The organism is Chryseobacterium sp. MMS23-Vi53, assembly GCF_047651245.1.
In the GTDB taxonomy this organism is placed as follows: Bacteria; Bacteroidota; Bacteroidia; order Flavobacteriales; family Weeksellaceae; genus Chryseobacterium.
On sequence record NZ_CP180265.1, the window covers coordinates 2,915,745 to 2,938,976 of the forward strand.

Annotated in this window: 13 protein-coding genes and 1 pseudogene; all 14 read right to left on the bottom strand. The window is 36.1% G+C overall.

Going from position 1 to position 23,232, the window contains the following annotated elements:
- Positions 1 to 17: 17 nt before the first annotated feature.
- Positions 18 to 449 (bottom strand): hypothetical protein, encoded by a 432-nt coding sequence (locus tag ACKX2A_RS13015; RefSeq protein ID WP_415325201.1) that lies wholly within the window; start codon positions 447 to 449, stop codon positions 18 to 20.
- Between the two features lie 95 nt (positions 450 to 544).
- A pseudogene (locus ACKX2A_RS13020) lies at positions 545 to 3,150 on the bottom strand (TonB-dependent receptor).
- Positions 3,151 to 3,360: 210 nt separating this feature from the next.
- Positions 3,361 to 4,221, bottom strand: a complete 861-nt coding sequence (gene nadC / locus ACKX2A_RS13025) for a carboxylating nicotinate-nucleotide diphosphorylase (RefSeq protein ID WP_415325202.1) — start codon at positions 4,219 to 4,221, stop codon at positions 3,361 to 3,363.
- Positions 4,218 to 5,264 (bottom strand): PDDEXK nuclease domain-containing protein, encoded by a 1,047-nt coding sequence (locus ACKX2A_RS13030; protein ID WP_415325203.1) that lies wholly within the window; start codon positions 5,262 to 5,264, stop codon positions 4,218 to 4,220. Before ACKX2A_RS13030 ends, nadC begins: the two co-directional genes overlap by 4 nt.
- Positions 5,265 to 5,287: 23 nt before the next feature.
- Positions 5,288 to 6,859 (bottom strand): L-aspartate oxidase, encoded by a 1,572-nt coding sequence (gene nadB, locus ACKX2A_RS13035; protein ID WP_415325204.1) that lies wholly within the window; start codon positions 6,857 to 6,859, stop codon positions 5,288 to 5,290.
- A 30-nt stretch (positions 6,860 to 6,889) separates the two neighbouring features.
- Positions 6,890 to 7,516: an NAD(P)H-dependent oxidoreductase gene (locus tag ACKX2A_RS13040; protein WP_415325205.1), complete on the bottom strand. Its 627-nt coding sequence runs from the start codon at positions 7,514 to 7,516 to the stop codon at positions 6,890 to 6,892.
- Positions 7,517 to 7,959: 443 nt separating this feature from the next.
- Positions 7,960 to 9,972 (bottom strand): lectin-like domain-containing protein, encoded by a 2,013-nt coding sequence (locus tag ACKX2A_RS13045; protein WP_415325206.1) that lies wholly within the window; start codon positions 9,970 to 9,972, stop codon positions 7,960 to 7,962.
- Positions 9,973 to 10,226: 254 nt separating this feature from the next.
- Positions 10,227 to 12,476, bottom strand: a complete 2,250-nt coding sequence (locus ACKX2A_RS13050; protein ID WP_415325207.1) for a T9SS type B sorting domain-containing protein — start codon at positions 12,474 to 12,476, stop codon at positions 10,227 to 10,229.
- A gap of 164 nt (positions 12,477 to 12,640) precedes the next feature.
- Positions 12,641 to 14,890: a lectin-like domain-containing protein gene (locus tag ACKX2A_RS13055; protein WP_415325208.1), complete on the bottom strand. Its 2,250-nt coding sequence runs from the start codon at positions 14,888 to 14,890 to the stop codon at positions 12,641 to 12,643.
- 162 nt (positions 14,891 to 15,052) lie between these two features.
- A complete protein-coding gene (rnhA, locus tag ACKX2A_RS13060; protein ID WP_415325209.1) occupies positions 15,053 to 15,529 on the bottom strand; it encodes a ribonuclease HI in 477 nt (158 codons plus the stop codon).
- A gap of 87 nt (positions 15,530 to 15,616) precedes the next feature.
- Positions 15,617 to 17,212, bottom strand: coding sequence for a replicative DNA helicase (gene dnaB / locus ACKX2A_RS13065; protein ID WP_415325210.1), 1,596 nt, complete (start codon positions 17,210 to 17,212; stop codon positions 15,617 to 15,619).
- 158 nt (positions 17,213 to 17,370) lie between these two features.
- The gene (locus tag ACKX2A_RS13070) at positions 17,371 to 19,713 is read right to left on the bottom strand and encodes a T9SS type B sorting domain-containing protein (protein WP_415325211.1); all 2,343 of its coding nucleotides are present in this window, start codon (positions 19,711 to 19,713) and stop codon (positions 17,371 to 17,373) included.
- 99 nt (positions 19,714 to 19,812) lie between these two features.
- On the bottom strand, positions 19,813 to 21,888 hold the full coding sequence (locus ACKX2A_RS13075) for a T9SS type B sorting domain-containing protein (RefSeq protein WP_415325212.1): 2,076 nt from the start codon (positions 21,886 to 21,888) through the stop codon (positions 19,813 to 19,815).
- A gap of 90 nt (positions 21,889 to 21,978) precedes the next feature.
- Positions 21,979 to 23,214, bottom strand: a complete 1,236-nt coding sequence (locus tag ACKX2A_RS13080; RefSeq protein ID WP_415325213.1) for an MFS transporter — start codon at positions 23,212 to 23,214, stop codon at positions 21,979 to 21,981.
- Positions 23,215 to 23,232: the final 18 nt, after the last annotated feature.

Genomic DNA, 23,232 nt, shown 5'->3' on the forward strand with positions numbered 1-23,232 from the left:
TATTTATGTTAATATATTTATGCCCCGAAGACTCTTGCCCAAGGGAACGCGAATGCGAATAAGCCTACTGCGATTAATCCCATAATCACAATTCCTAAAGAAATGGTAGGATTTACTTTTACTTTTTTGTTTACGATCGTCATTAAAACAGCAGCGATCAACATTGAAAACGGATGTTCTACATATTGGAATCTCAAATCAGCATTTTTCATTACTTCACCCATGTTTAATCCTTTTATAAAATTAATTACCAACATGATGATTCCCAATAGAAACTGAACGTGAAAGAAGATCATCGTGAAAAGAGTGGTCTTCTTTAAAAAATTGTTCAATTTTCCACTGAAACCGAACATGGTAGCCAAAAGTGCGATCACAAATAATGTCACCAAAAGAATTTCAAGATATCCGAATCCTTTGTGGGCATTAAGTAAAATGTTGTAAAAATCCATATTTAATTTTTTCTGTTTTTTCTGACACAAATATAGCAAAAATCCCGGCGAAAAGCCGGGATTGATATTTATAAAATCTAATGTTTTTTAGATTATTAGAAGTTGAATGATAGATTGGCTGCCCAAGTTCTTCCGAATCCGAAAAGTACACGGTTATCAGTTGCGATGCCTTTGTACATGTATCCTAGATCTTGATAAGTTTTTTTAGCAGTATTATTTGTTCCATCAGCTAATTTTGAGGGTGAATCACTTCCAAAAATATTTGTTGATGCATCAGAGATATACGTAGTATCAAACAAGTTATAAACGTTAACACCAATAGTAAAATACTGATTTTGATCTCTTAGTCTGATTTTATAAGACGCTCCAACATCAAATAGATTAAAATCTGGTAACTTCATTACTCCTTTTTCCTGAGCCGCAGCGTTAGAGAAAGTAGCAATATCAATTGAAGAGTAAAGTTTACCTACATATCTCCAAGTACTGAAAATGCTAAGATCTTTTACTGGTTTTACAGTTGCTCCTAATGATGCTGTCATTTGTGGAATACTGTTATTGCTTGTTCCTCCAACTTTTACTTTATCTAAGTAAAGAGTTGTAGAAGTAGATGTTCCAGCTAAAGTAAGCGGATTGTTATTGTCATCAAATGCTGCTCCTGTAGCATTACCCTTGTAATAGTAATCTCCCCACGAGAACATACCTTGAATTTCCAAGAAATTAAGAGGTCTGTAAACTGCATCTACTTCAACCCCTTGGTGGATCTCAGTAATACCACTGATTTCTGCATACCCTGTAGTAGTTGAGTTATCAGGTAGAGTAAAAGTTTGGTTTGTTCTTCTCAACCATCTATCACCCCATGAAGTTCTATAAAGGTTAACATTAGCAGTAAGTTTAGAAGATCTGAATCCATAACCAATCTCTGCAGAGAATATTTTCTCATTAGTAAGTGTTGGATTTACTACCTGGAAGTTGCTTGGATAAACTGAATTGAAGAACGGCTGTTTGCTATAGTATCCAACATTTGCGAAAACGTTATGATTTTCGTTGATGTTGTAGTTAGCCCCCCTTTAATGTTATATCCAAAAAGGTTTTTAAATCCTGTTTTTGTGTTAACAGTTTGACCTTGTTGTTTAGTTACACCATCCTGGATGAAATTGTCAATTCTTTGATACCCTTGGTTAGAAACCGATCCTTGTACGAATGCAGATAAGTTATTTTTAGAATATTCTACCTGGCCGAATCCGCTATACCAAATAACTTCTCCATCGTTGCTATATCCAATTTGATCTTGAATTGGGGCTGTTTTTCCTCCGAAAGGATTCCAAGTAAGTTTTTGATAATCGTATGAGTTACTTACAATATTTGGAGCAACATTTTTATTATTGCTATCCTTATACCCAGAAGCTCCATATAGATCTGAAACAACTTGATAATGGTATCCGTAATAATATCTGTCATCTGTACCTACTGAGAAGTTCCAGTTATCATTGATTTTATGTTGGAAGTTTGCTAAAATACCATACCAGTTGTGAGAGTTAATACTAGATCTACGGATCAAAGTACTTCCTGCAGCAGCTGTATTCACATTAACAGCTTTATTTGCTGCAAAGATAGCATCATAATTGAAGTGACCAGAAGCATCAAGGAAAGATGCATCAGTGATTCCCTTTCCGCCAACTCTACCTAAATCACCAGTTCCACCACCTCTACCATTAGACATGTATGCTACTGTACTTAACTTTGATTTATCATTAATATTCCAATCCCAGTTAAACATCATTACTGGTTTAGAGTAATAATTTGCTCTGTTAGCCAATGCTACTTTATTTCCATTTGCATCTGTATAATAACCATAATCAGAATTGTATTGTCTGTAAGGCGATCCATCTTGATCTGGATTAAATCTTATATAGTTTGCAATTGTAGGAGAAAATGTTCTCTGGTTGTGCCACTGAGGAGCAGAAGTTATTGTAAATTGGAAATTATGCTTTTTGTTTGGTTCCCAACCCAATGCAAAATAATAAGCATAAGATTCATAATCTGTATTTTCGATGTATGTGCTACCTGCTTGTCTGCTCATTAAGAATGAAGAAGACCATCCTTTATCAGATTTACCAGTATTATAAGCGAAAGATGTTTTGAAATAGTCATTGTTACCAATTCCTAATCTAATAATCCCTCCTTTTTTCATATCTGCTGATTTCGTTAAGAAGTTCATTGTACCTCCAACAGAAGCAATTGCTAATTTAGAAGAACCTAAACCTCTTTGTACCTGCATTGTACTGGTAACGTCAGCCAAACCAGTCCAGTTTGAGAAATAAACAGTACCACCTTCCATGTCATTTACAGGCATACCGTTTACCATTACCGCAATGTTTCTGGATTCAAATCCACGCATTGTGATCTGAGAGTCTCCAAAACCACCTCCACCTTTTGTAGCATATACAGACGGTGTCGTGTTTAATAATTCAACAAGCTCTTGGTTTCCTTGTCTTTCAAGAATCTGTGCAGCTTTAATAGTAGATACTGCAACTGGTGTCTTTCTATCTTTAGCGATATCAGTAACACCTCTTAGGATTACCTCTTCAATATCCTTAGACCTTGTGTCTTTCACAGTGTCTTGAGTCTGTTGAGCGTAATAAATACTAGCTGTAGATAACGTAATTATCGCAGTTAGCATCGATTTGTTGATTAATTTCATAATCGTTAGTAATAGTTAGATTTAAATTTTCTGCAAAATTCGGGAAATAAAATTTAACTAATATTAACTATATGTTAATTTTTAATGGATCTTAATAAGGTTTAATTGTTTGATTTACAATGTATTGAATAATAATTGGCATTTCGTATGAAAAAAATCATATTATTGAATTTTTAACAAAATAGGATAGTTTTTATTAAAAATTCAACGCTATTTCACGGCTTTGAGACTCAAATCCATATTCTCTGCAGAATGTGTTAATGCGCCTGCAGAAATATAGGTAACGCCAGTTGAAGCGAGCTCCTTCAGCTGTTCACGGGTAATTCCTCCCGATGCTTCACTCTCGCAGGTACCGTTGATAAGCTTTACAGCCTGCTTCATGGTGTTAACATCCATATTATCAAGCATAATTCTGTCTACTTTTGCATTGATTGCTTCCTGAACTTCCTCAAGATTTCTGGTTTCAACTTCAATTTTTAGCTTCTTTTTATTCTTTTTAATATAATCTTTAGCCATTTTTACAGCATTCGTGATGCTTCCATTGTAATCAATGTGATTATCTTTTAGCATAATCATATCATAAAGACCGTATCTGTGATTGGTTCCGCCGCCAATCGCCACTGCCCATTTTTCACAAACCCGGAAATTGGGAGTTGTTTTTCTAGTATCTAAAAGTTTCGTTTTTGTACCAACCAGTCTGGAATCCCAATCATGAGTTAATGTAGCAATTCCACTCATTCTCTGCATACAGTTCAGTACAAGCCTTTCTGTGGAAAGGATCGATCTTGCGCTTCCTGTTACGATAAAAGCAATGTCTCCAACTTTTACAGCATCTCCGTCTTTTACGAAAGTTTCAACTTTTAAGTTTTTGTCGAAAGTTTTAAAAATAATTTCAGCCAATTCTACTCCAGCGAGAATACAATCTTGTTTTACCAACAATTTTGCACTCTGTTCCAAATCTTTCGGAATCGTAGAAAGGGTAGAGTGATCTCCATCTTGAATGTCTTCTTCTAAAGCATTTTTGATGAACTGTTTTAAAACTTTATCTGTAACGTATGTAGGTCTTTTCATGAGTCTAACTTTTTTAATTCATTTTCCACGTCTTCAATTGACGGAAGATGAGATTTGAAATTTTCGGGTAATATTTTTTTGAGTTCGTAGGACGAAATTCCTAATGGTTTATGAAGATCTGTTAGGGAGTATTCTGCAATAATTTCGTTTTTGTCTTTGCAAATAATCATTCCTACAGTTGCGTTGTCATTTTCATCTCTTAGTTTTTTGTCGACAGCGGTTACATAAAAATTTAATTTGCCGGCAAACTCTGGTTCAAAATGTCCTGTTTTCAATTCTATTACAATATACCTTTTTAATTTAATATGGTAAAAAAGCAGATCTATAAAGAAAGACTGATTGCCGACAGAAATTTCAACTTGTTTTCCAACAAAAGCGAATCCGCTTCCCAATTCTATTAAGAATTTTGAAATATTTTCAGTCAAAGCATTTTCCAGTTCTCTCTCTCTATGATTTTCTGTAATGTTTATGAAATCGAAAATATAAGGATCTTTAAATGTTTCACGTACCAGTTCACTGTCGTAATCAGGAAGTGTTTTTGAAAAATTATTAATTGTTTTCCCTTGGCTTTCAAATAATTTTCCGGAAATCATGTTAAGTAGAATAGCACGACTCCACCCATTTTCTATTGTCTTTTCGATATAAAAATGAGCTTCTTCCGGAGTTTTACATTTTGCTAATAGAGCAATATGATGTCCCCAAGGAATGAGAATAAGATGATGTTTCAAATCGTCAACAACTTGTTGACGATTTTTATCACTTTGATTATAAAATAGATAGAATCTTTTACAATATTTCAAATTACTTTCAGAAAAGCCTTTTATTTCAGGAAATTCTGTACGTAAATCTTTACTTAATTGTAAAAAAAAGCCGGAGCCATAAGTGTTTTCAAAATTCCTTTCGGAGATTTCTTTTCCCAAATCCCAATACATTTCTATCAAAGCAGAATTCACCTGAATGGTTGCTTTGAGCTGGCTTTGCTGAATTTTTTGTTTTAAATCTAAAATCCAGCCAATATATTGTTCATTGTTTTTGTTTAGCATATTCAGAAAAGTATAACTTATGCCTAAGCTAAATCTTTATTATAAAACGCTCCCTTATTCTCCGTCATTTCCATAGATTGAATAATGATGAGGTGAGCGACGGTTGTTAAATTTCTCAGTTCCGATAATTGCGGCGAAAGAATAGAGTAGTGGTAAATTTCATTCACGGCAGCAGCAATTTCCTGATGTTTTTGCAAAGCCATACTCAAACGGCGATTGCTCCTTACAATTCCGACCAAATCGCTCATCATTTCCTGTAATTGTTTTCTTAAATAAGATACAATCACCATTTCGTCCATGATTTTCATGCCTTCTTCGTTCCATTCCGGAACAGCTTTTAAATCATCAAAGTTGAAATTATTTTCATTTAAAAGATCAACTGTTTTCATTGCTGCATTGTGCCCGAAAACCAAACCTTCTAATAACGAGTTGGAAGCCAATCGGTTTGCGCCATGGAGTCCCGAGTTGGTACATTCTCCGACTGCAAAAAGATTTCTGATGGAAGACTGTCCGTCTCTGTCAACTTCAATTCCACCCATTAGGTAATGACAAGCTGGAACAACCGGTATCAGTTGTTTAAAAGGATCGATCCCTTCATCTTTACATTTTTTATAAATATTCGGAAAATGTTCCAGAAATTTTTCGTGATTCATTTCTTTGCAGTCTAAACCTACAAATTCGTCTCCTATGATTTTCATTTCGGCATCGATGGCTCTTGCAACGATATCTCTGGAAGCTAATTCTTCACGCTCATCATATTTCTGCATGAATTTTTCACCTCTTTTTGTTCTTAATTTTGCACCGTCGCCACGAACAGCTTCGGAAATTAAAAACAACATTCCATCCATTTTACTGTATAAAGCGGTTGGATGAAATTGGTAATACTGCATATTTGAAACCTTACCTTTTGCTCTTGCCACAAAAGCGATTCCGTCACCTGTCGCGATCGTAGGATTGGTCGTATTTTTGTAAACGTGACCTGCTCCTCCTGTAGCAACCAATGTTATTTTTGAAGTAATTTTTTTGATTTGTTTAGACTTTTCATCCAAAATATAAGCACCGTAACAGTGGATATCGCCTTCGTTCAATTCCTTTCCGGGAACGTGGTGTTGAGTAATGATATCGATTACGTAATGATGATCGAGAATTTCGATGTTCGGACTGTTATTAGCTGTTTCCAGTAAAGCTCTTTCGATTTCGAAACCTGTAATATCTTTGTGGTGTACAATTCTGTTTTCGGTGTGACCGCCTTCTCTTCCTAAAGCAAATTCTCCATTTTTCATGTCAAAATTTGCGCCCCATTCTACAATTTCTTTGAATCTTGTCGGTGCTTCTTTTACCACCATTTCCACAACATCGCGTTTGTTTTCACCGTCTCCGGCGCGCATTGTGTCTTCAATATGCTTGTCGAAATTATCGTTTTTAGAATCTGTAACTACCGCAAGACCGCCTTGTGCATATTTGGTATTGCTTTCATCTTCGTCGGACTTTGTTACGATGATTATTTTGGCATCAGGAAGCTGCTCAGAAACTTTTATGGCATAGGAAAGTCCCGAAATTCCGGAACCGATTACTAGTACATCCGCTTTTATCATATCCTTAGTTTAAGACAATCGTCTAAATAATTAAATAAATTTAAACAATTTTTCGTTTGGTTTTCTTACTTTTTTCATGTGTTGGAAATGATCTTCCTCCGAACGGTAGCCCAATGCAAGGGTAACTGTTACTTTTTCGGTTGCCGGATTTATCTCTAAAATTTCTTCGATAAGCTCTTGGCGGAAGCCTTCCATAGGACAGGTGTCTACATTTTCTATCGCAGCGGCGTACATAAGATTGGCCAAAACGATGTAAGACTGTTTTTCTGCCCAATTGAAAATTTCATCTTGAGTTTTTTGATTAATATGTTGGTTGATGCTGTTTTTAAATAGATCCAGTTTTTCCAGAGGTGTTTCTCTTACTTTGGAGATGTGTCGGAAATATCCGTTGATATAATTGTCATCCACCACTTTTTTTGAATTAATGACAATTAAATGAGAACATGTAGAAATCTGAGACGGATTATAAAAAGCCGGAATTAATTTTTGCTTCATTTCCTCACTTCCTACTACAATGATTTCGTAAGGTTGAAGACCTAGAGAGCTTGCCGACAATTTTCCCGATTCAAGAATATTTTGCAATGTTTCCTGAGGAATAATTTCGTTATTAAATTTTTTTACAGAATATCGTCTGCTTAAAGCCTCTAAATAATTCATAGGACAAATTTAAGAATTGAATACGAATTTCATGAGTTTAAAACGAAATATCTCATTCTAAATTACTGGATTCTGAGATTTAAAAATTTAAATACAAATTCCACAAATTTTATTCACAAATCAATACAAAAAATGGAATTCAAACATTTGCGTAGTTTGCAAAATCTGCGAGAACTTTTTAAAACAAAGATTTAATCTAAAAGATGTTCAAACTCATTTTAATTTAACCACAAAAGACACAAAAGATATTTATAATATTTTATAGATAATCAAAAGCGTTCAAAAGAATAAAAATCTAAGATTTTTAAAACTTATGTTTTCTTTTTTTAGTTTAATAATAAGCCTTGAATTTTTTTACTAAATCTTTTGTGACTATTGTGGTTAAATAAAAAGATCACCCAAAAATGAAGTGATCTCTTATAATATTTAGATTGATTTTTTTATTAATCTCTGTTTTTCACCAAAATCCAATCGGAATATTTTATTGGTGTACTTTTCTTGTCATTTTCATTCCATGAAACAGAATACCAGTAACTTCCTGTCGAAATTTTTCTTCCACCAACAGTTCCGTCCCATCTGTATTTGTTTTTTTCGTCAGCCTGATGAATTTTCGCTCCATATCTGTCAAATACATTGAAAATTAGATTTTTCTTACTTGCCAATGCAGAATAATCTATAAAATCATTGATTCCGTCTCCGTTTGGAGTAATAACGTTGATTAAATTCGGAACAACAATCGTAATCGTAATCGGATCACAATCGTAAGAATCTTTCACAAATACATAAGCATCCCCTCTTGGAACATTTTTGAAAATATTCGAATCCTGCCAATGAATTCCGTCCATTGAGTATTTGTAAGGAGCAGTTCCTCCCATTGTATGAATCGTGACGGTAGAACTTGCAATATCAACACTTGAAATTACAGGTTGCTCAGAAGCATACACTTTTACAGTTTGTGTTGTTGTACAGCTTCCTGTTTTTAATTTTACCCAGTAAGTTCCAACTCCGACATTGGTAATACTCTGGCTTGTTGCACCAGTGCTCCATTGATAACTTGTGAATCCGGGACCTGCATCAAGAGTTGTTTTATCTTCCATACAAATAATTTTATCTTCCAAAACCTTAGAATAGGTAGGTGGAATTACAATTAATGTCACTTTAGCAATATCAAAACATCCGAAAGAATTGGTTACTCTAATGTATACAACTCCGTTTGGAGCTACATAGTTAGAAGCATTTGCTGCTGGAATTGCATTGGTTTGATTCTCAGCATCTGTTAAAGAAGGATAATATTCTTTTGTTACACCGCTCGTACCAATTACAGGAGCTGTTGTTAAATCAAATAATCCCGTTGAAGGTTTTGTATCGATAAAACAGCTTCTTAAAGTTACATCAGTGGTTGTAACCGTTGGCGCAACTCTTAACGTCATCTTTGCATCATTATTATCACATAAAACCTGTGCAGGATCTTTAATGACAACAGAAATATTGGTTGTTGCATTATACTGGAAGTTTGTAGGGTTTGGGATCGGAGTTCCGCTTCCTGTGATGTAATACGTAAAGTTATAAAGATTTGGGTTGGTTGTAAATTGTGAATTAAATGTCGTTAAATCCACATTCGCCATTCCTGTAAGATCCGGACAAATATCTTTTGTAATTGTCGTAGTTAATAATGGAACTTTATCCACAAAAACTTTTACATTTTTCACAGAGTGTCTCGATCTGTTACCTCCAGTAGAAGCAGAGAAGCCAAAATATCCGACTGTCATAGCTGCTGCTAAACCAGATGGAGCAAATGAAACGTTATTACAAATTACATTTCCGTCAATTGTAATGTTCAGAATCCATGAAGTGGGGGCAGAGGGATCTACCTGCGCTGTTACAACTACGTGTTTGTAGTTTGCTCCCTGAAAAGGAAGTGTTGTATTCATATCCGGAGAGTGGAAAGAACTTCCGGGAACGTTGAAAAATTCAACATTATTGGTATCTGTTGTATTTACGATTTGTCCGTAACCAACGTGTACCTTACTCATCACCGCAGTTGTTGTGTTATTATAGGTATCAAACCCTACCACTAAACCGATTGCATTCTGTGACACACCAAGTCCTGAACCCAAGACACTAGCAACTGGTGGATTCTGTAAATACCAAAAGGCAATACCATCACCATTGGCTGTCTGGTTGGAATCCATTCTGAAATCGAATTCCACTTTCCACTTGTCGCAATATTTTAAGTTGATCGGGTCGTTCAGTCTGATAGATCCGGATTGGTTGTTGGTATCCGGAGTCAGCTGAATAAAATCTCCTGTTGCTCCAACGACTGTAGGTGCAACCATCGTCCATCCAGTCGTGTTTATCGGGCTTCCTGGAGATCCAACAAGTTGGTAGGTCTGCGATTTAAACGGGCTGGACAACAAAAATAAAAGTAAAAATAATAAGGAGTAGTTTTGTTTCATATATACGAGTTTATTAGTTTTTTTATTAGGCTTTTTGAATTCGTAAATATAACTAAAATTCGTTGGTTAATTTTTTATTAATCATTTATTTATCTAAATATTTATTAATGATGTTATAAATAATAGCAAAATGTTGAAATGTATTAAATTGAGAAAGGTTTTAATTAAAAATATTAGACAAATTTTAAATTTTTAAATAAAAAAACATCACTCCAAAAATTGAAGTGATGCTGTATTTTAAATAAAGATCTTTATTAATCTCTATTTTTTACAAGAATCCAACCTGAGTATTTGATTGGCGTGTTTTTCCTGTCGTTTTCATTCCATGAAACAGAATACCAGTAGCTCCCTGTAGGAACTTTTCTTCCGCCTACTGTTCCGTCCCATCTGTATCTGTTGGTTTTATCAGCTTTATGAATCTGCGCTCCGTATCTGTCAAATACATTAAATACAAGATTTTGTTTACTTGCTAACGCAGAATAATCAATTGCATCATTTATTCCGTCTCCGTTTGGAGTGATTACATTAATTAAATTCGGAACTACAATTGTAATATCAATCGGGTCGCAATCATAAGCATCTTTTACAAGAACATGACTGTCACCTCTCGGAACATTTTTAAATTCATTCGAATCCTGCCAATTAATTCCATCCATAGAATATTTGTAAGGAGCAGTTCCTCCATTTACATAAACAGTTACAGTAGTACTTGAAATATCAACACTTGAAATAACAGGTTGTTCTGATGCGTAAACTTTTACGGCTTGCGTTGCGATACAATTCCCAGTTTTTAATTTTACCCAATATGTTCCTACATGCACATTATTGATTGATTGAGTTGTTGCACCTGTGCTCCATTCGTAGCTTGTAAAGCCTGGTCCTGCATCAAGAGTTGTTGTATCTTCCATGCAAATAATCTTGTCTTCCAACGTTTTAGAATAAACTGGCGGAATTACAATTAATGTCACTTTAGCAATAGCATAACATCCGTTTCCGTTGGCTACTTTAATATAGACAATTCCGTTTGGTGCAGTATAAGTTGATGGATTCAATATCGGATTTGTTCCATTCTCTGCATCTGCCAGTGATGGGAAATATGTTTTTGTAGAAGTAATGGTTGTTACCGGAGCAATAGTAAGATCGAATGTTGCTTGTGAAGGTTTATTATCAAGTGCACAAGATCTCAATGTTGCATCTGTAACTGTCACAACCGGGAAAAGAGCTAAAGTAACTTCAGCGACATCTGTGCAACCTTGAGGTGTTGTCACTTTACAGTAAAGCGTTGCTGCAGGTGAAAGATAAGCTGAAGGATTCGTGATTTCATTAAGACCATTATTCAAATCATACATGGTATTGTAGAACTGTTTTGTAACACCCGGAACTGTGGAAACAGCTGCTGAGGTAAGATCGAAAACAGCTCCACCTGCATTGTTGTTGTTACATCCCGTCAACGTTACATCCGATGCAGCAAAAGGTGTCGGATTTATAACAATTACACCATCGCCGTTGTCACACAAAGTAGACGAAGGATCTTTTACAACCACGGTAATATTTACAGCTCCTGTGTATTGATAGTTGCTTGGATTTGTAATCGGAACTCCTCCCGGAGCAAAATATGAAAAGGTATAGTTCGCAGGGTTCGTCACAAATTGATTTTGGAATGATGTTAAATCTACACTTCCGTTTCCTGTAACCGGATTTACACAAACAAAAGGTGTAACAGTATTCGTTAAAATTGGAACCTTATCAATATAGATTTTAGCATTTTTAATAGAGTGTCTAGCACTTGCTCCTCCTGTTGCTGCAGAGAAACCAAAGTATCCTGTCGTCATACCGACTGCACCTCCTGATGGAGCGAAATCTTGGTCAGCGATTAAAACGCCGTCAATTCTAATCTGGATATGCCAGTTTGCAGGGTTTGTAGCCGTTTCTCCGTTTACTTCAACGTGTCTGTAAGTTGCTCCTACAAATGGTTGGGTCGGGTTAAGATCCGGAGAATGGAAAGTACTTCCTGCTGTATTATTGTATTCGATGTTATTGTTAACCCCATTATTTGTACCATATAAAACATGAACCTTGCTCATTTGACCTTCCGTAGTATTGTTGAAGATATCAAAACCTACCATCAGACCGTTTGCATTGGCAGGGATTCCTAATCCGCCTCCGGAAACAAATCCTGTTGGAGGATTGGCCAAATACCAAAATGTGAATCCGTCACCTCTTCCGTATTGCGCGGTACCGTTTCCGTCGATTCTAAAATCGAATTCAACCTTCCATTTGTCGCAATATTTAAGGTTAATCGGCGCGGCCAACTTTATAGCACCATACTGGTTTCCTACATCCTGTGTAAGTTGGATAAAGTCGTTATTTACTGTTGCGCTTGAGACAAGATCCCATCCTGTAGTCGATACGGGGTTGCCCACAAGCTGATAGGTTTGCGAGAATAATTTTCCGGTAAGACAGAGAAAAATGATAATTAAATAGGAGGATATAGTTTTTTTCATTCTGAAAAGCGAGTTGGTTTAGTTATTATTTTAAAGTTATTATTTTGTTTGAAAATTTAACTTAAATCAAAATTGTAAAGTCTTTGTGTAGATTTGAGTAATCGTTTAAGTTTATTTTAAAAAAAAGACCACTCCATTAGCCGGAGTGATCTTTAGAATAAAAATTATTCTCTATTTTTTACCAATACCCAGCCGTTGTATTTTGTCTGAGTGTTGTTTTTATCGTTTTCATTCCATGTGATCGTGTACCAATATGTTCCGGTGATTACTTTTTTGCCACCTGCTGTGCCGTCCCATGTGAAGTTTCTAATCTTATCTGCTTTGTAAAGCATATTTCCGTATCTGTCGTAGATCGTGAAAACAAGATTTTTCTTGTAGGCTAACGCTGAATAATCGATATAATCATTTTTGTTGTCTCCGTTTGGAGTGATTGCATTCAGAAGATTCGGTACCGTTACCTGAACATGGATCGCATCACAATTGTAAGCATCTTTTACGTAAACAACAGCTTCACCTCTCGGAAGATCTGTAAATACATTAGAATCTTGCCAGTTTACACCATCCAATGAATATTTGAATGGAGCTTTTCCGCCTTGTATATTTACAGTAATAGTATTGTTTACAATATCTAGACTTGCAATAACGGGTTGAGGTGCAGCGTTTACTTTTACAATCTGAGTTGTAGTACATTTTCCTGTTTTCAGCTGTACCCAATATTGTCCGACTCCAATATTAGAAATAGATTGAGTTGTATCTCCAGTACTCCACAAATAGCTTGTAAAACCTGGTCCTGCATCTAAGCTTGTTCTTTCATCAATACAAATTGTTTTGTCTTTTAAAATAGCCGAATAAACAGGAGGTAAAACTGTAAGTGTGATTTTAGCAATCATAAAACATCCTGCAATATTTGTAATTTTTACATAAACCACTCCACTTGTAGAGATATAGTTTGCAGGGGTTCCGATTGGGTTTGTTCCTGCTAAAGCATCAGCCAAAGTTTTATAATAAATTTTAGTAATAGATCCTGCAGAAGTTACATTTGCCTGGGTAAGATCAAAAGTAGCTGTAGTAGGGGCATTTGCAATAAAACAAGATTCTATGGTAGCATCAGTCGTAGGAATCTGAGGATAATATGCCAAAGTGATTGGCGCAGAACCTGTACATCCAAGAGGAGTTGTTACTTTCACATAAACTGTTCCTGCAGGAGATATATAATTTGTGAAGTTTGAAATTGGGTTTACACCGGCATTCAAATCAGCCATAGTTCTATAATAGATTTTAGTTGAGTTTGGCGGTGCATTTACATTAGCAAGGGATAAATTATAAGTTGCAGATCCAATATTATTATTGTTACATTCCGTAAGTGTAGCCGGACTCGCCGTGAATGGAGAAAGATTCAATTGGATTTTTCCATCCGGGTTATCACAAAGCAATCCAGAATTATCCTTAATTAAAACAGAAACCGCAGTATTCGCACTAAATTGATAAGCTGTCGGGTTTGTAATCGGAGTTCCAGCAACGCTGTAAGAGAACGTATAGTTTGCAGGATTTGTTACAAATTGTCCCTGATAAGATGTTAAATTTGCAGTTCCTTGTCCTGTAGTTGGATTCGGACAGAAAGTATCTGTAACAGTCGTTTGGTTGATCGCTACTTTATCGACATAAACTTTTACGTTTTTAATCGAATGTCTTGATCTGTTTCCTCCTGTAGAAGCAGAAAAACCAAAGTATCCAACCGTCATTGAAGCCGCAGCTCCCGCCGGTGCAAAGGATTGGTTACAAATAACGTTACCGTCAATCGTAATTTTTAAAATCCAGTTAGCCGGAGCAGTAGGATCTACCTGAGATGTTACCTCAACATGCTTATAAGTAGCACCTTGAAAAGGCAGGGTCGTATTCATGTCCGGTGAGTGAAATGAGCTTCCTGCGGTATTGAAAAATTCTACGTTGTTGTTATCAGTGGTATTCTGAATCACACCGTAGCCAACGTGTACCTTGCTCATAACGGCTGTTGTTGTATTGTTATACGTATCAAAACCCACAACTAAACCGATTGCATTCTGCGAAACACCAAGGCCTGAACCTAAAACGCTTGCAACAGGAGGGTTTTGTAAGTACCAAAAGGCGATGCCGTCTCCGTTGGCCGTTTGGTTAGAATCCATTCTGAAATCGAATTCCACTCTCCATTTGTCACAGTATTTAAGGTTAATTGGGTCATTCAGCCTGATAGATCCGGATTGGTTGTTGGTGTCCGGAGTAAGCTGAACAAAGTCTGTGTTTACCACAGTAGGGGAAACCATTGTCCATCCTGTTGTATTTACAGGGTTACCCGCCAACTGATAAGTTTGTGCGGAAAGTTTTCCGAAAAGGCAGGCAATGAAAATGGTGAAATAAGTTAATAGTTTTTTATTCATTTATTAACACACTTAAAATTAGACGTGTAAAGATATTAAATCCTAAGCAATAAATATGTATTCAGTATTAATTTAAGTGAAAATGATGCTTAATTTGTAATAAATGATAAGTTAAAAGACAAAATTCTGAAAATTTTTAATCTTATTTTAATTTAAGTTAAATTAAAACAGCATATTATTTTCCAGTCCTTCAAAATACGTATCGACTTCTAATTTGTCTGATGCAGCGGCAGTTACAGCGAGTTTGTCGCACAATTCATTCTCAAAATGACCTGCATGACCTTTGATCCAGTGCATTTTTGGTTTATGTAAATTGTATAGTACCACAAATTTTTGCCAAAGATCAGGATTTTTTACATTTTTCCAACCTCTTTTTATCCATCCGGCCAGCCAGTTTTGGTTGATGGCGTCTGCAACATATTTGCTGTCAGTAAAAACATGAATGTCGTTTTCAGAAGATTTTAATTTTTCTAAAGCAGTGATTACCGCTAAAAGTTCCATCCTGTTATTGGTTGTTTTTCTGAAGCCTTTCGAAAATGTTTTCTGATAATTTTTTTCGGGAACGCGCATAAGAATTCCATATCCGCCTTTTCCGGGATTTCCGCTGCAAGCGCCGTCGGTGTATATTTCTATTCTCATTTGGGTCGAGGCTGAGGTTTAGTTTAAGGTTAATAATTATTTTAGATTGAATATTAATCTCAACCTCAATCTTAATCTTAAAATTTATTAAAAAGGAAAATCATCATCATCATCCAAATCATTCATCGAAGATCCCGAAAGTTTAGAACTGTCCGGAAGATCAAATGCTGCGCCTGGTTGGATTGTAGTTTTTATTTTATCAAAACCACTTGGTTCATTAGAGCCAAAGTTTGATGGATAGCCTCCGCCCATTCCGCCATCGAACGCCGCTTCAATATCGCCAAATTTTGCAAAATGCTTTAAGAAAGATAAACGAACGTCGGCCGTTGCACCGTTTCTGTGTTTTGCAATAATCAATTCGGCTTGGTTTTCTGTTGAAGTTTCCTGTCCTTCTTCATCATTATCCCAAACGGTAATTTTATAATATTCCGGTCTAAAGATGAAAGATACGATATCGGCATCCTGCTCAATTGCTCCGGATTCTCTCAAATCTGAAAGCTGAGGTCTTTTTCCGGGACGAGCTTCTACACTACGCGAAAGCTGAGAAAGCGCAATTACCGGAACGTTCAATTCTTTTGCGATTGCCTTTAATGATCGGGAAATCATGGAAATTTCCTGTTCACGGTTTCCGACTCCTTTTCCACCGCCACCACCGGCTGTCATTAGCTGAAGGTAGTCGACCATTATTATTCTTACCCCGTGCTGCATTACCAATCTTCGGCATTTTGCACGGAAGTCGAAGATCGAAAGGGAAGGTGTTTCGTCTATATATAAAGGAGCGTTTTCCAATTCGGAGACGTTGGAGAATAGTCTTTGCCATTCTTCGTCGTCCAAAGTTCCTTTTCTTAATTTTTCTGATGAAATTCTTGTTTCGGAAGCAATCATTCTGGTAATCAGCTGTACCGAAGCCATCTCGAGAGAGAACAAAGCCATCGGAACTTTATGACCAACTGCAATATTTCTTGCCATCGAAAGTAGGAAAGCCGTTTTTCCCATCGCGGGACGTGCCGCAATAATAATAAGGTCGGAATTTTGCCATCCTCCGGTTTCTTTATCCACGTCTCTAAAACCTGAAGGTACTCCGGAAAGACCTTCTTTGTCTTTTAAAGATTTGATGGTTTCGATTGCCTGTTTTACTAATGAATTTGCCGTGTCGAATCCTTTTTTAATCGTTCCGTTGGTGATTTCAAAAAATGACTGTTCAGCTTTATCTAAAAGTTCAAAAACGTCGGTTGATTCTTTGTATGAAGAGTCGATAACGTTTGCTGAAACATTAATTAAACTTCTTAAAATATATTTTTCAAGAATTACACGAACATGATATTCGATGTGAGCGGATGAACTTACTCCCATCGTTAATTCAACAATGTAATGGTCACCTCCTGCCAGATTCAGCTTTTCAGATTTTTTCAAATCCTGAATAATGGTCATGATATCGACAGGCTGGTTGGCTTCATATAATTTTAGAATGGTAGAAAAAATTACCTGATGTCTCGGATCGTAAAAAACTTCAGGGGTAAGCAAATCAATAGAATGATCGAGTCCTTTTTTGTCGATTAAAAAAGTTCCAATCACCAGTCTTTCGAAATCTACTGCATTTGGAGGCATTTTTCCATCGGCAATAGAGAGTTCTCTTGCAAAGTTTCCGTTCGTCAAAGAAGATAATGTTTCTTTCTGCGCCATAATGATGCAAAGATAGTTTTTTTGAAAGGCAAATAAAAAGGTCTATTCAACAATTATTGTGGATAAGTTTTAAAACCTTCGGATTGAAAGGCTTTCGTTTTGTGCATAAAAAAAATCACCCCAATTTTGAGGTGATTTTTAATTATTTGGAAATTAAATTATTCAATATTTTTTACCAAGATCCAGCCACTATATTTTGTTTCTGTCTTGTTTTTATCATTTTCATTCCATGAGATTGTGTACCAGTAGGTTCCGGTTTTCACCTTCTTACCACCCGTAGTTCCGTCCCAAGTAAAGTCTCTAATCTTATCTGCCTTATACATCATATTTCCATATCTGTCATAAACTGTGAAAACTAAGTTTTTCTTGTATGATAAAGCAGAATAATCGATAAAGTCATTTTTGTTGTCTCCGTTTGGCGTAATTGCATTGAGAAGATTCGGAACTGTAACCTGAACTTCCGTAGGATTACAGTCGTAGGCATCTTTTACATAGATTTTGTTTTCACCTCTTGGAAGCCCTGTGAAGACATTAGAATCTTGCCAGTTGATTCCGTCAATAGAATATTTGTAAGGTGCTTTTCCTCCTGCAACGGTAATGGTAAATGAATCGTTTGTGATTTCAATATTCGTAATTACCGGTTGTACGGATGCATTTACATGTACTTCCTGTAAAGTCCAGCATTTTCCTGTTTTTAATTTTACCCAATAATTTCCAGCCGGAACATTCGAAATTGATTGAGTTGTAGCTCCTGTGCTCCATTCGTAAGCATCAAATCCGGGTCCTGCATCTAATGTAGTTTTGTCTTCGATACAAATGATTTTATCTTTCAGAACAGTTGATTTTACTGGAGGTAAAACTTTCAGATTGATTTTTGCAATCGCATAACATCCATCTGTACTGATTACTTTTACATAAACAACACTTGTCGTTGTAATATAAGTTGTAGGATTTAATATTTCATTAGTTCCTGCAACAGCATCAGCCTGAGTTTTATAATACTTTTTAATGTGTCCGACTTGAGTAGTTACGCTTGGAATCGTTAAATCAAACGAAGCTGAAGTAACATTGGTGTCTATATAACATTCTTCAATAGAAGCATCATTTACAGTAACAGTAGGGAAAAACTGTAATGTAATTTGGCTGTAACCTGTACATCCTTGAGGATTTCTTACTCTTACATATACTACTTTGGGAGCGGATGTATACGTTGCAGGATTGGTAATTTCGTTTGTACCGGCATTCATGTCTGCTAAAGTAGGGTAGTACTTTTTAGTAACATTGGTAGATGTTGGATAAACATTCGGTACAGTAAGATTAAATACTCCTGTTCCAGCATTATTGTTGTTACAAGATTTTATCGTTGCTGCATCTACTGTAAGCGGAGGTAAGAACTGTAAGGTAATCTGAGAAGAACCTGTACAACCTTCACTTGTAGTAATTTTTACATATACTATTTTTGGAGCAGCTGCTGCGTAAGCCGATGGTGTTGTAATTTCGTTTGTACCAGCATTCATGTCTGCTAAAGAAGGGTAGTACTTTTTAACGACATTAGTTGGTCCATATACGTTTGCAGAGTTTAGATCAAAATATCCTATACCAGTATTATCATAATTACACGATGTCACTGTTGCATTTTGTACAACAATATCTCCGGATCTGAATTTGAATTTTCCGACCTGGAAGCATCCGTTGATCGGGTTATTCGGATCTGTAGGGTCTGTATATTTTAATCTGTAATAATAAATCGTTGTAGCATTTACCATGATAGGTGCTGTGATAGGAGCAGCTCCTGTAATAGCATCATTACTTGTTAAATGATACGAAACGGTAAAGTTTGGATTACCATTAATAATTCCAGTAGACAAAGTGCTGAAATCGAACATTGTGGGTAAAGAACATTTCAAGATTTCATTAGGATCACTTGGATTGGCAGCCGGAGAACCTGGAGTAATGAATGGATTCGGGGTTAAAGCCGGATCATTAAATGCAGAAGTTAACGTTGCTGTTCCTCCCCAAGTTAAGGAGAAACCATAAGGGTTACTTGGAATATAGTTATCAATAAGTAGATAATATGTTTCACCTGCAATTACATTCAAAGGAGCTTCCCACTGAGAACCTGTGATGGTAGAGCTTAATCCCGTCGCTCCACTTGTACCTGAGAAGTTACATCTGATGGCGTTACCAAAATCCCAAGTTGCGCAATTGATATTTGGTCCATATACTGCAAAGTCGTAGTCGTAATGAGTAACACCCGGTACGGTATTTGGGTTTATGGTAAATTCTATTGTTCCTGAAGTTGCTGCCGTAAATACATACCAAACAGAATAGTGCTCAACATCCAAACAACTGGCAGATGTTGCCTCCTGAACGGTTCCGGAGCTACTTGGGTTATAAGAAATGTCGGAGTTTCCACAAACCGGAATTGCCGATATACAATCCGATTGCGAAAAAGCCATTTGCGATAAAAATAATACGATTAGTAGTAATAATTTTTTCATTAGAAAAATGATTTTTTTTAAAACTATTAGTTATTAGTTGTGATTTATACGTGAAAAAAACCGCTTTAGAAAGCGGTTTTTCTTTTAATTTATTATAGGTTATTCTCTATTTTTTACCATTACCCATCCTGAAAATTTAATAGGGGTACTCTTCTTATTGTTTTCATTCCATGTTACAGAATACCAGTAAGTTCCCGTAGGTACTTTTTTCCCAGCTGTAGTTCCATCCCATTTGAATCCACTGAATTTATCAGCTTTTCCAACCAATACTCCATATCTGTCGTAGATATTTAGTACTAAATTAGATTTGCTGGAAAGTGCAGAATAATCGATGATATCATTTACACCATCACCGTTTGGAGTAATTACGTTGACTAGATTTGGAACAACAACAGTTACTGTCTGTGGTTCGCAATCATAATCATCTTTTACATAAACTGTATTATCACCTCTTGGTACGTTTGTAAATACATTCGAGTCTTGCCAGTTGATATTGTCTAATGAATATTTGTATGGGGCTGTTCCACCGACAACACTTATTGTTAAAGTATTATTCGCAATATCAATATTAGAAATAACCGGTTGCTCAGAAGGATAAACTTTTACTTGTTGTCTGGTAACACAAGTTCCTGTTTTTAGATCTACCCAATACGTTCCAACAGTTACATTGTTAATAGTCTGAGTGGTAGCTCCTGTGCTCCAAGCATACCCTGTAAATCCTGGACCAGCATCTAATGTCGTTGTATCTTCCATACAGATGATTTTATCTTCCAATACATTAGAATAAACCGGAGGAAGTACAATTAAATTTACTTTAGCAACACCATAACATCCATTTGCGTTGGTTACTTTAATGTAAACAACTCCGTTTGGAGAAATATATTGTGTTGGATTTAAAATTTCATTTGTTCCATTTACCGCATCAGTTACCGATGGATAGTAAGTTTTTGTTCCTGTTTGCGTTGTTACAGCTGCTGTGGTAAGATTAAATAAAGCAGTAGAAGGATTAGATTCAATGAAGCAAGATCTTAGAGTAGCTTCAGTTACTACAACTACCGGGTAGAAATTCAAATTGATTTGTGCCACATCAGAACATCCTTGTAATGTTGTTACTTTTACATAGATTACTCCTGTAGAAGAAACAAAGTTTGCAGGGTTTGTAATTTCGTTTGTTCCAGCATTCAAGTCAACCATTGTAGGATAATACTTTTTGATGGCTGTAGGATCTGGTAAAACGTTTGCAGATGTTAAATCAAAAATTGCAGTTCCTGTGTTGTTATTGTTACATTCCGTCAACGTATCGTCGGTTGCAACAATATTTCCTTGTTTAAATTTAAATGTTCCCGTTTGCTTACACTTGCTTATCGCACTATTCGGGTTTGCTGTATCTACATAACTTATACTATAATAATAAGTTGCAGTAGTACTTACAACCTGAGGTGTAGTAATTGGGTTGTTACCGGTAAGCGCATCATTTGAACTGGTATGATACGTTACCTGGAAGTTAGGGTTACCATTGATAATTCCTGCAGACAAAGAAGAGAAATCAAATGTAGCAGGATCTGTACAGATAATTACTTCGTTTGGTCCGCCAGGATTGTTTACGTTCGGAGATCCAGGGGGAATGAAAGGATTCGGCTGAATTGCTGTTGTAAATGGAGAAGATAACGTTGCAGTACCTCCCCAAGACAGTACGAAACCATTCGCATTTGCAGAGAAGTTATCTACAATTAAATAATACGTTTCTCCGGCAATTACATCCAGATATTTTACAAATCCATCACCTCCTGCACCTTCAGAAAGGTCAGTAGAGGTCATGTTAAGACCGGTTAAGATTCCGCTTGCTGTAGAAGCATACGAACATCTTATGGGTGCACCAAGAGATCCACACGGTTTATTAGGTCCAAAAACAGCCCAGTCATAATCTGCCTGTGCGTTTGGAGTAATCAAAAACGTAAGAGTTCCACTGGTAGAAGCAGTAAAGGTGTACCATACGGAAAAGTGCTCAATAGACAGGCAACCGCCTCCAAGAGGTTGTTCCTGAATGGCTCCGAATCCACTTGGTGTATACGAAATGTTGTTATTTCCGCAAACAGCAAGAGCAGAAGTACAGTCCGACTGCGCATAAAATAGCTGAGTAAGGATACTCAGAAAAATGAGTAAAGTTTTTTTCATGTAGGGGAAATTTTATATCACAAATATAAAAAATTATTAATCTTAATTTAAAGTTTTTAAGATTTATTTAATAAAAATACGTATATTCTCTTAATATTGCATTTTTCTAAGTTTGGGATTTGTACTTCCTACAATTAATGCGATAAGCACTGTCATAGTTCCACCAAAGACTACAGAGCGCACCACTCCTAGTAATTTTGCAGAAAGACCACTTTCGAATTGCCCCATCTCATTACTCGACATAATAAAGATTGAATTCACACTCAAAACTCTACCTCTAATATTGTCAGGCGTTTTTAACTGAACAATCGTTCCTCGGATCACCACCGAAATTCCATCCAGCATTCCACTCATCACCAAGAACATAAACGAAAGCCAATACCAATTGGACAAACCAAAACCGATAATACAAAGACCAAATCCGGTAACCACGCCAAGTAAAATCTTGCCCTGGTTTTTTCTTAAAGGAATAATTGATAGAATTGTAATAATACACATAGAACCAATATCTGATGCCGCATTCAATAATCCGAAACCTTCTGCACCGACCTTCAGAATATCTGTCGCATACACCGGAATCATTGCAACTGCACCTCCAAAAAGAACCGCAAACATATCCAAACACAGCGCTCCCAGAATTTCTTTCGTTTTAAAAATGTAGGAAATTCCTTCACGCATACTGTCTATAACGTTAATATTTTCTTTTTTGTATTCGGAATGTTGTTTTTTTAACTGAAAAAAGAATAAAGAAGCTAAAAATATCAATGAAATAATGACAACTAATGTCCATTTTACACCAAAGTACCCAATTAAGAATCCTCCAATCGCATGTCCGCAAACCGAAGAGATAAGAAATGTTGCCTGGTTTAAAGTAACCGCATTCGGAAGGTTCTCTTTTTTTACAATTTTAGGAATCATCACAGGGATCATTGGTCCGATAAATGCTCTTGCGATACCCGTAAAGAAAATTACACCATATATAAAGTAGGTAATTTGATGTCCTGTAAAATGCAGCTCAACATTTAAGAAAGCAGGAATTAATAATAATCCGATTAAGAAAATATAAGCATAATTACAAATTAATAGTAATCTTTTCTTTTCATTCATATCAATCACATGACCAGCGTACAGAGCACAGCTCACGGCCGGAATTACTTCCGAAAGACCAATCAAACCGATTGAAAAAGGATCTTTTGTTAATTGATACACCCACCATCCGAGTAAAGTAGCGAGCATTCTAAAGGCTAAAACGATAAAAAATCTTCCCGTAAGAAGATTCCTGAATTCGACATTTCTCAATGTCTGTAACGGGGTAAAAGAAATCATCCAACAAAAATAGCCTCA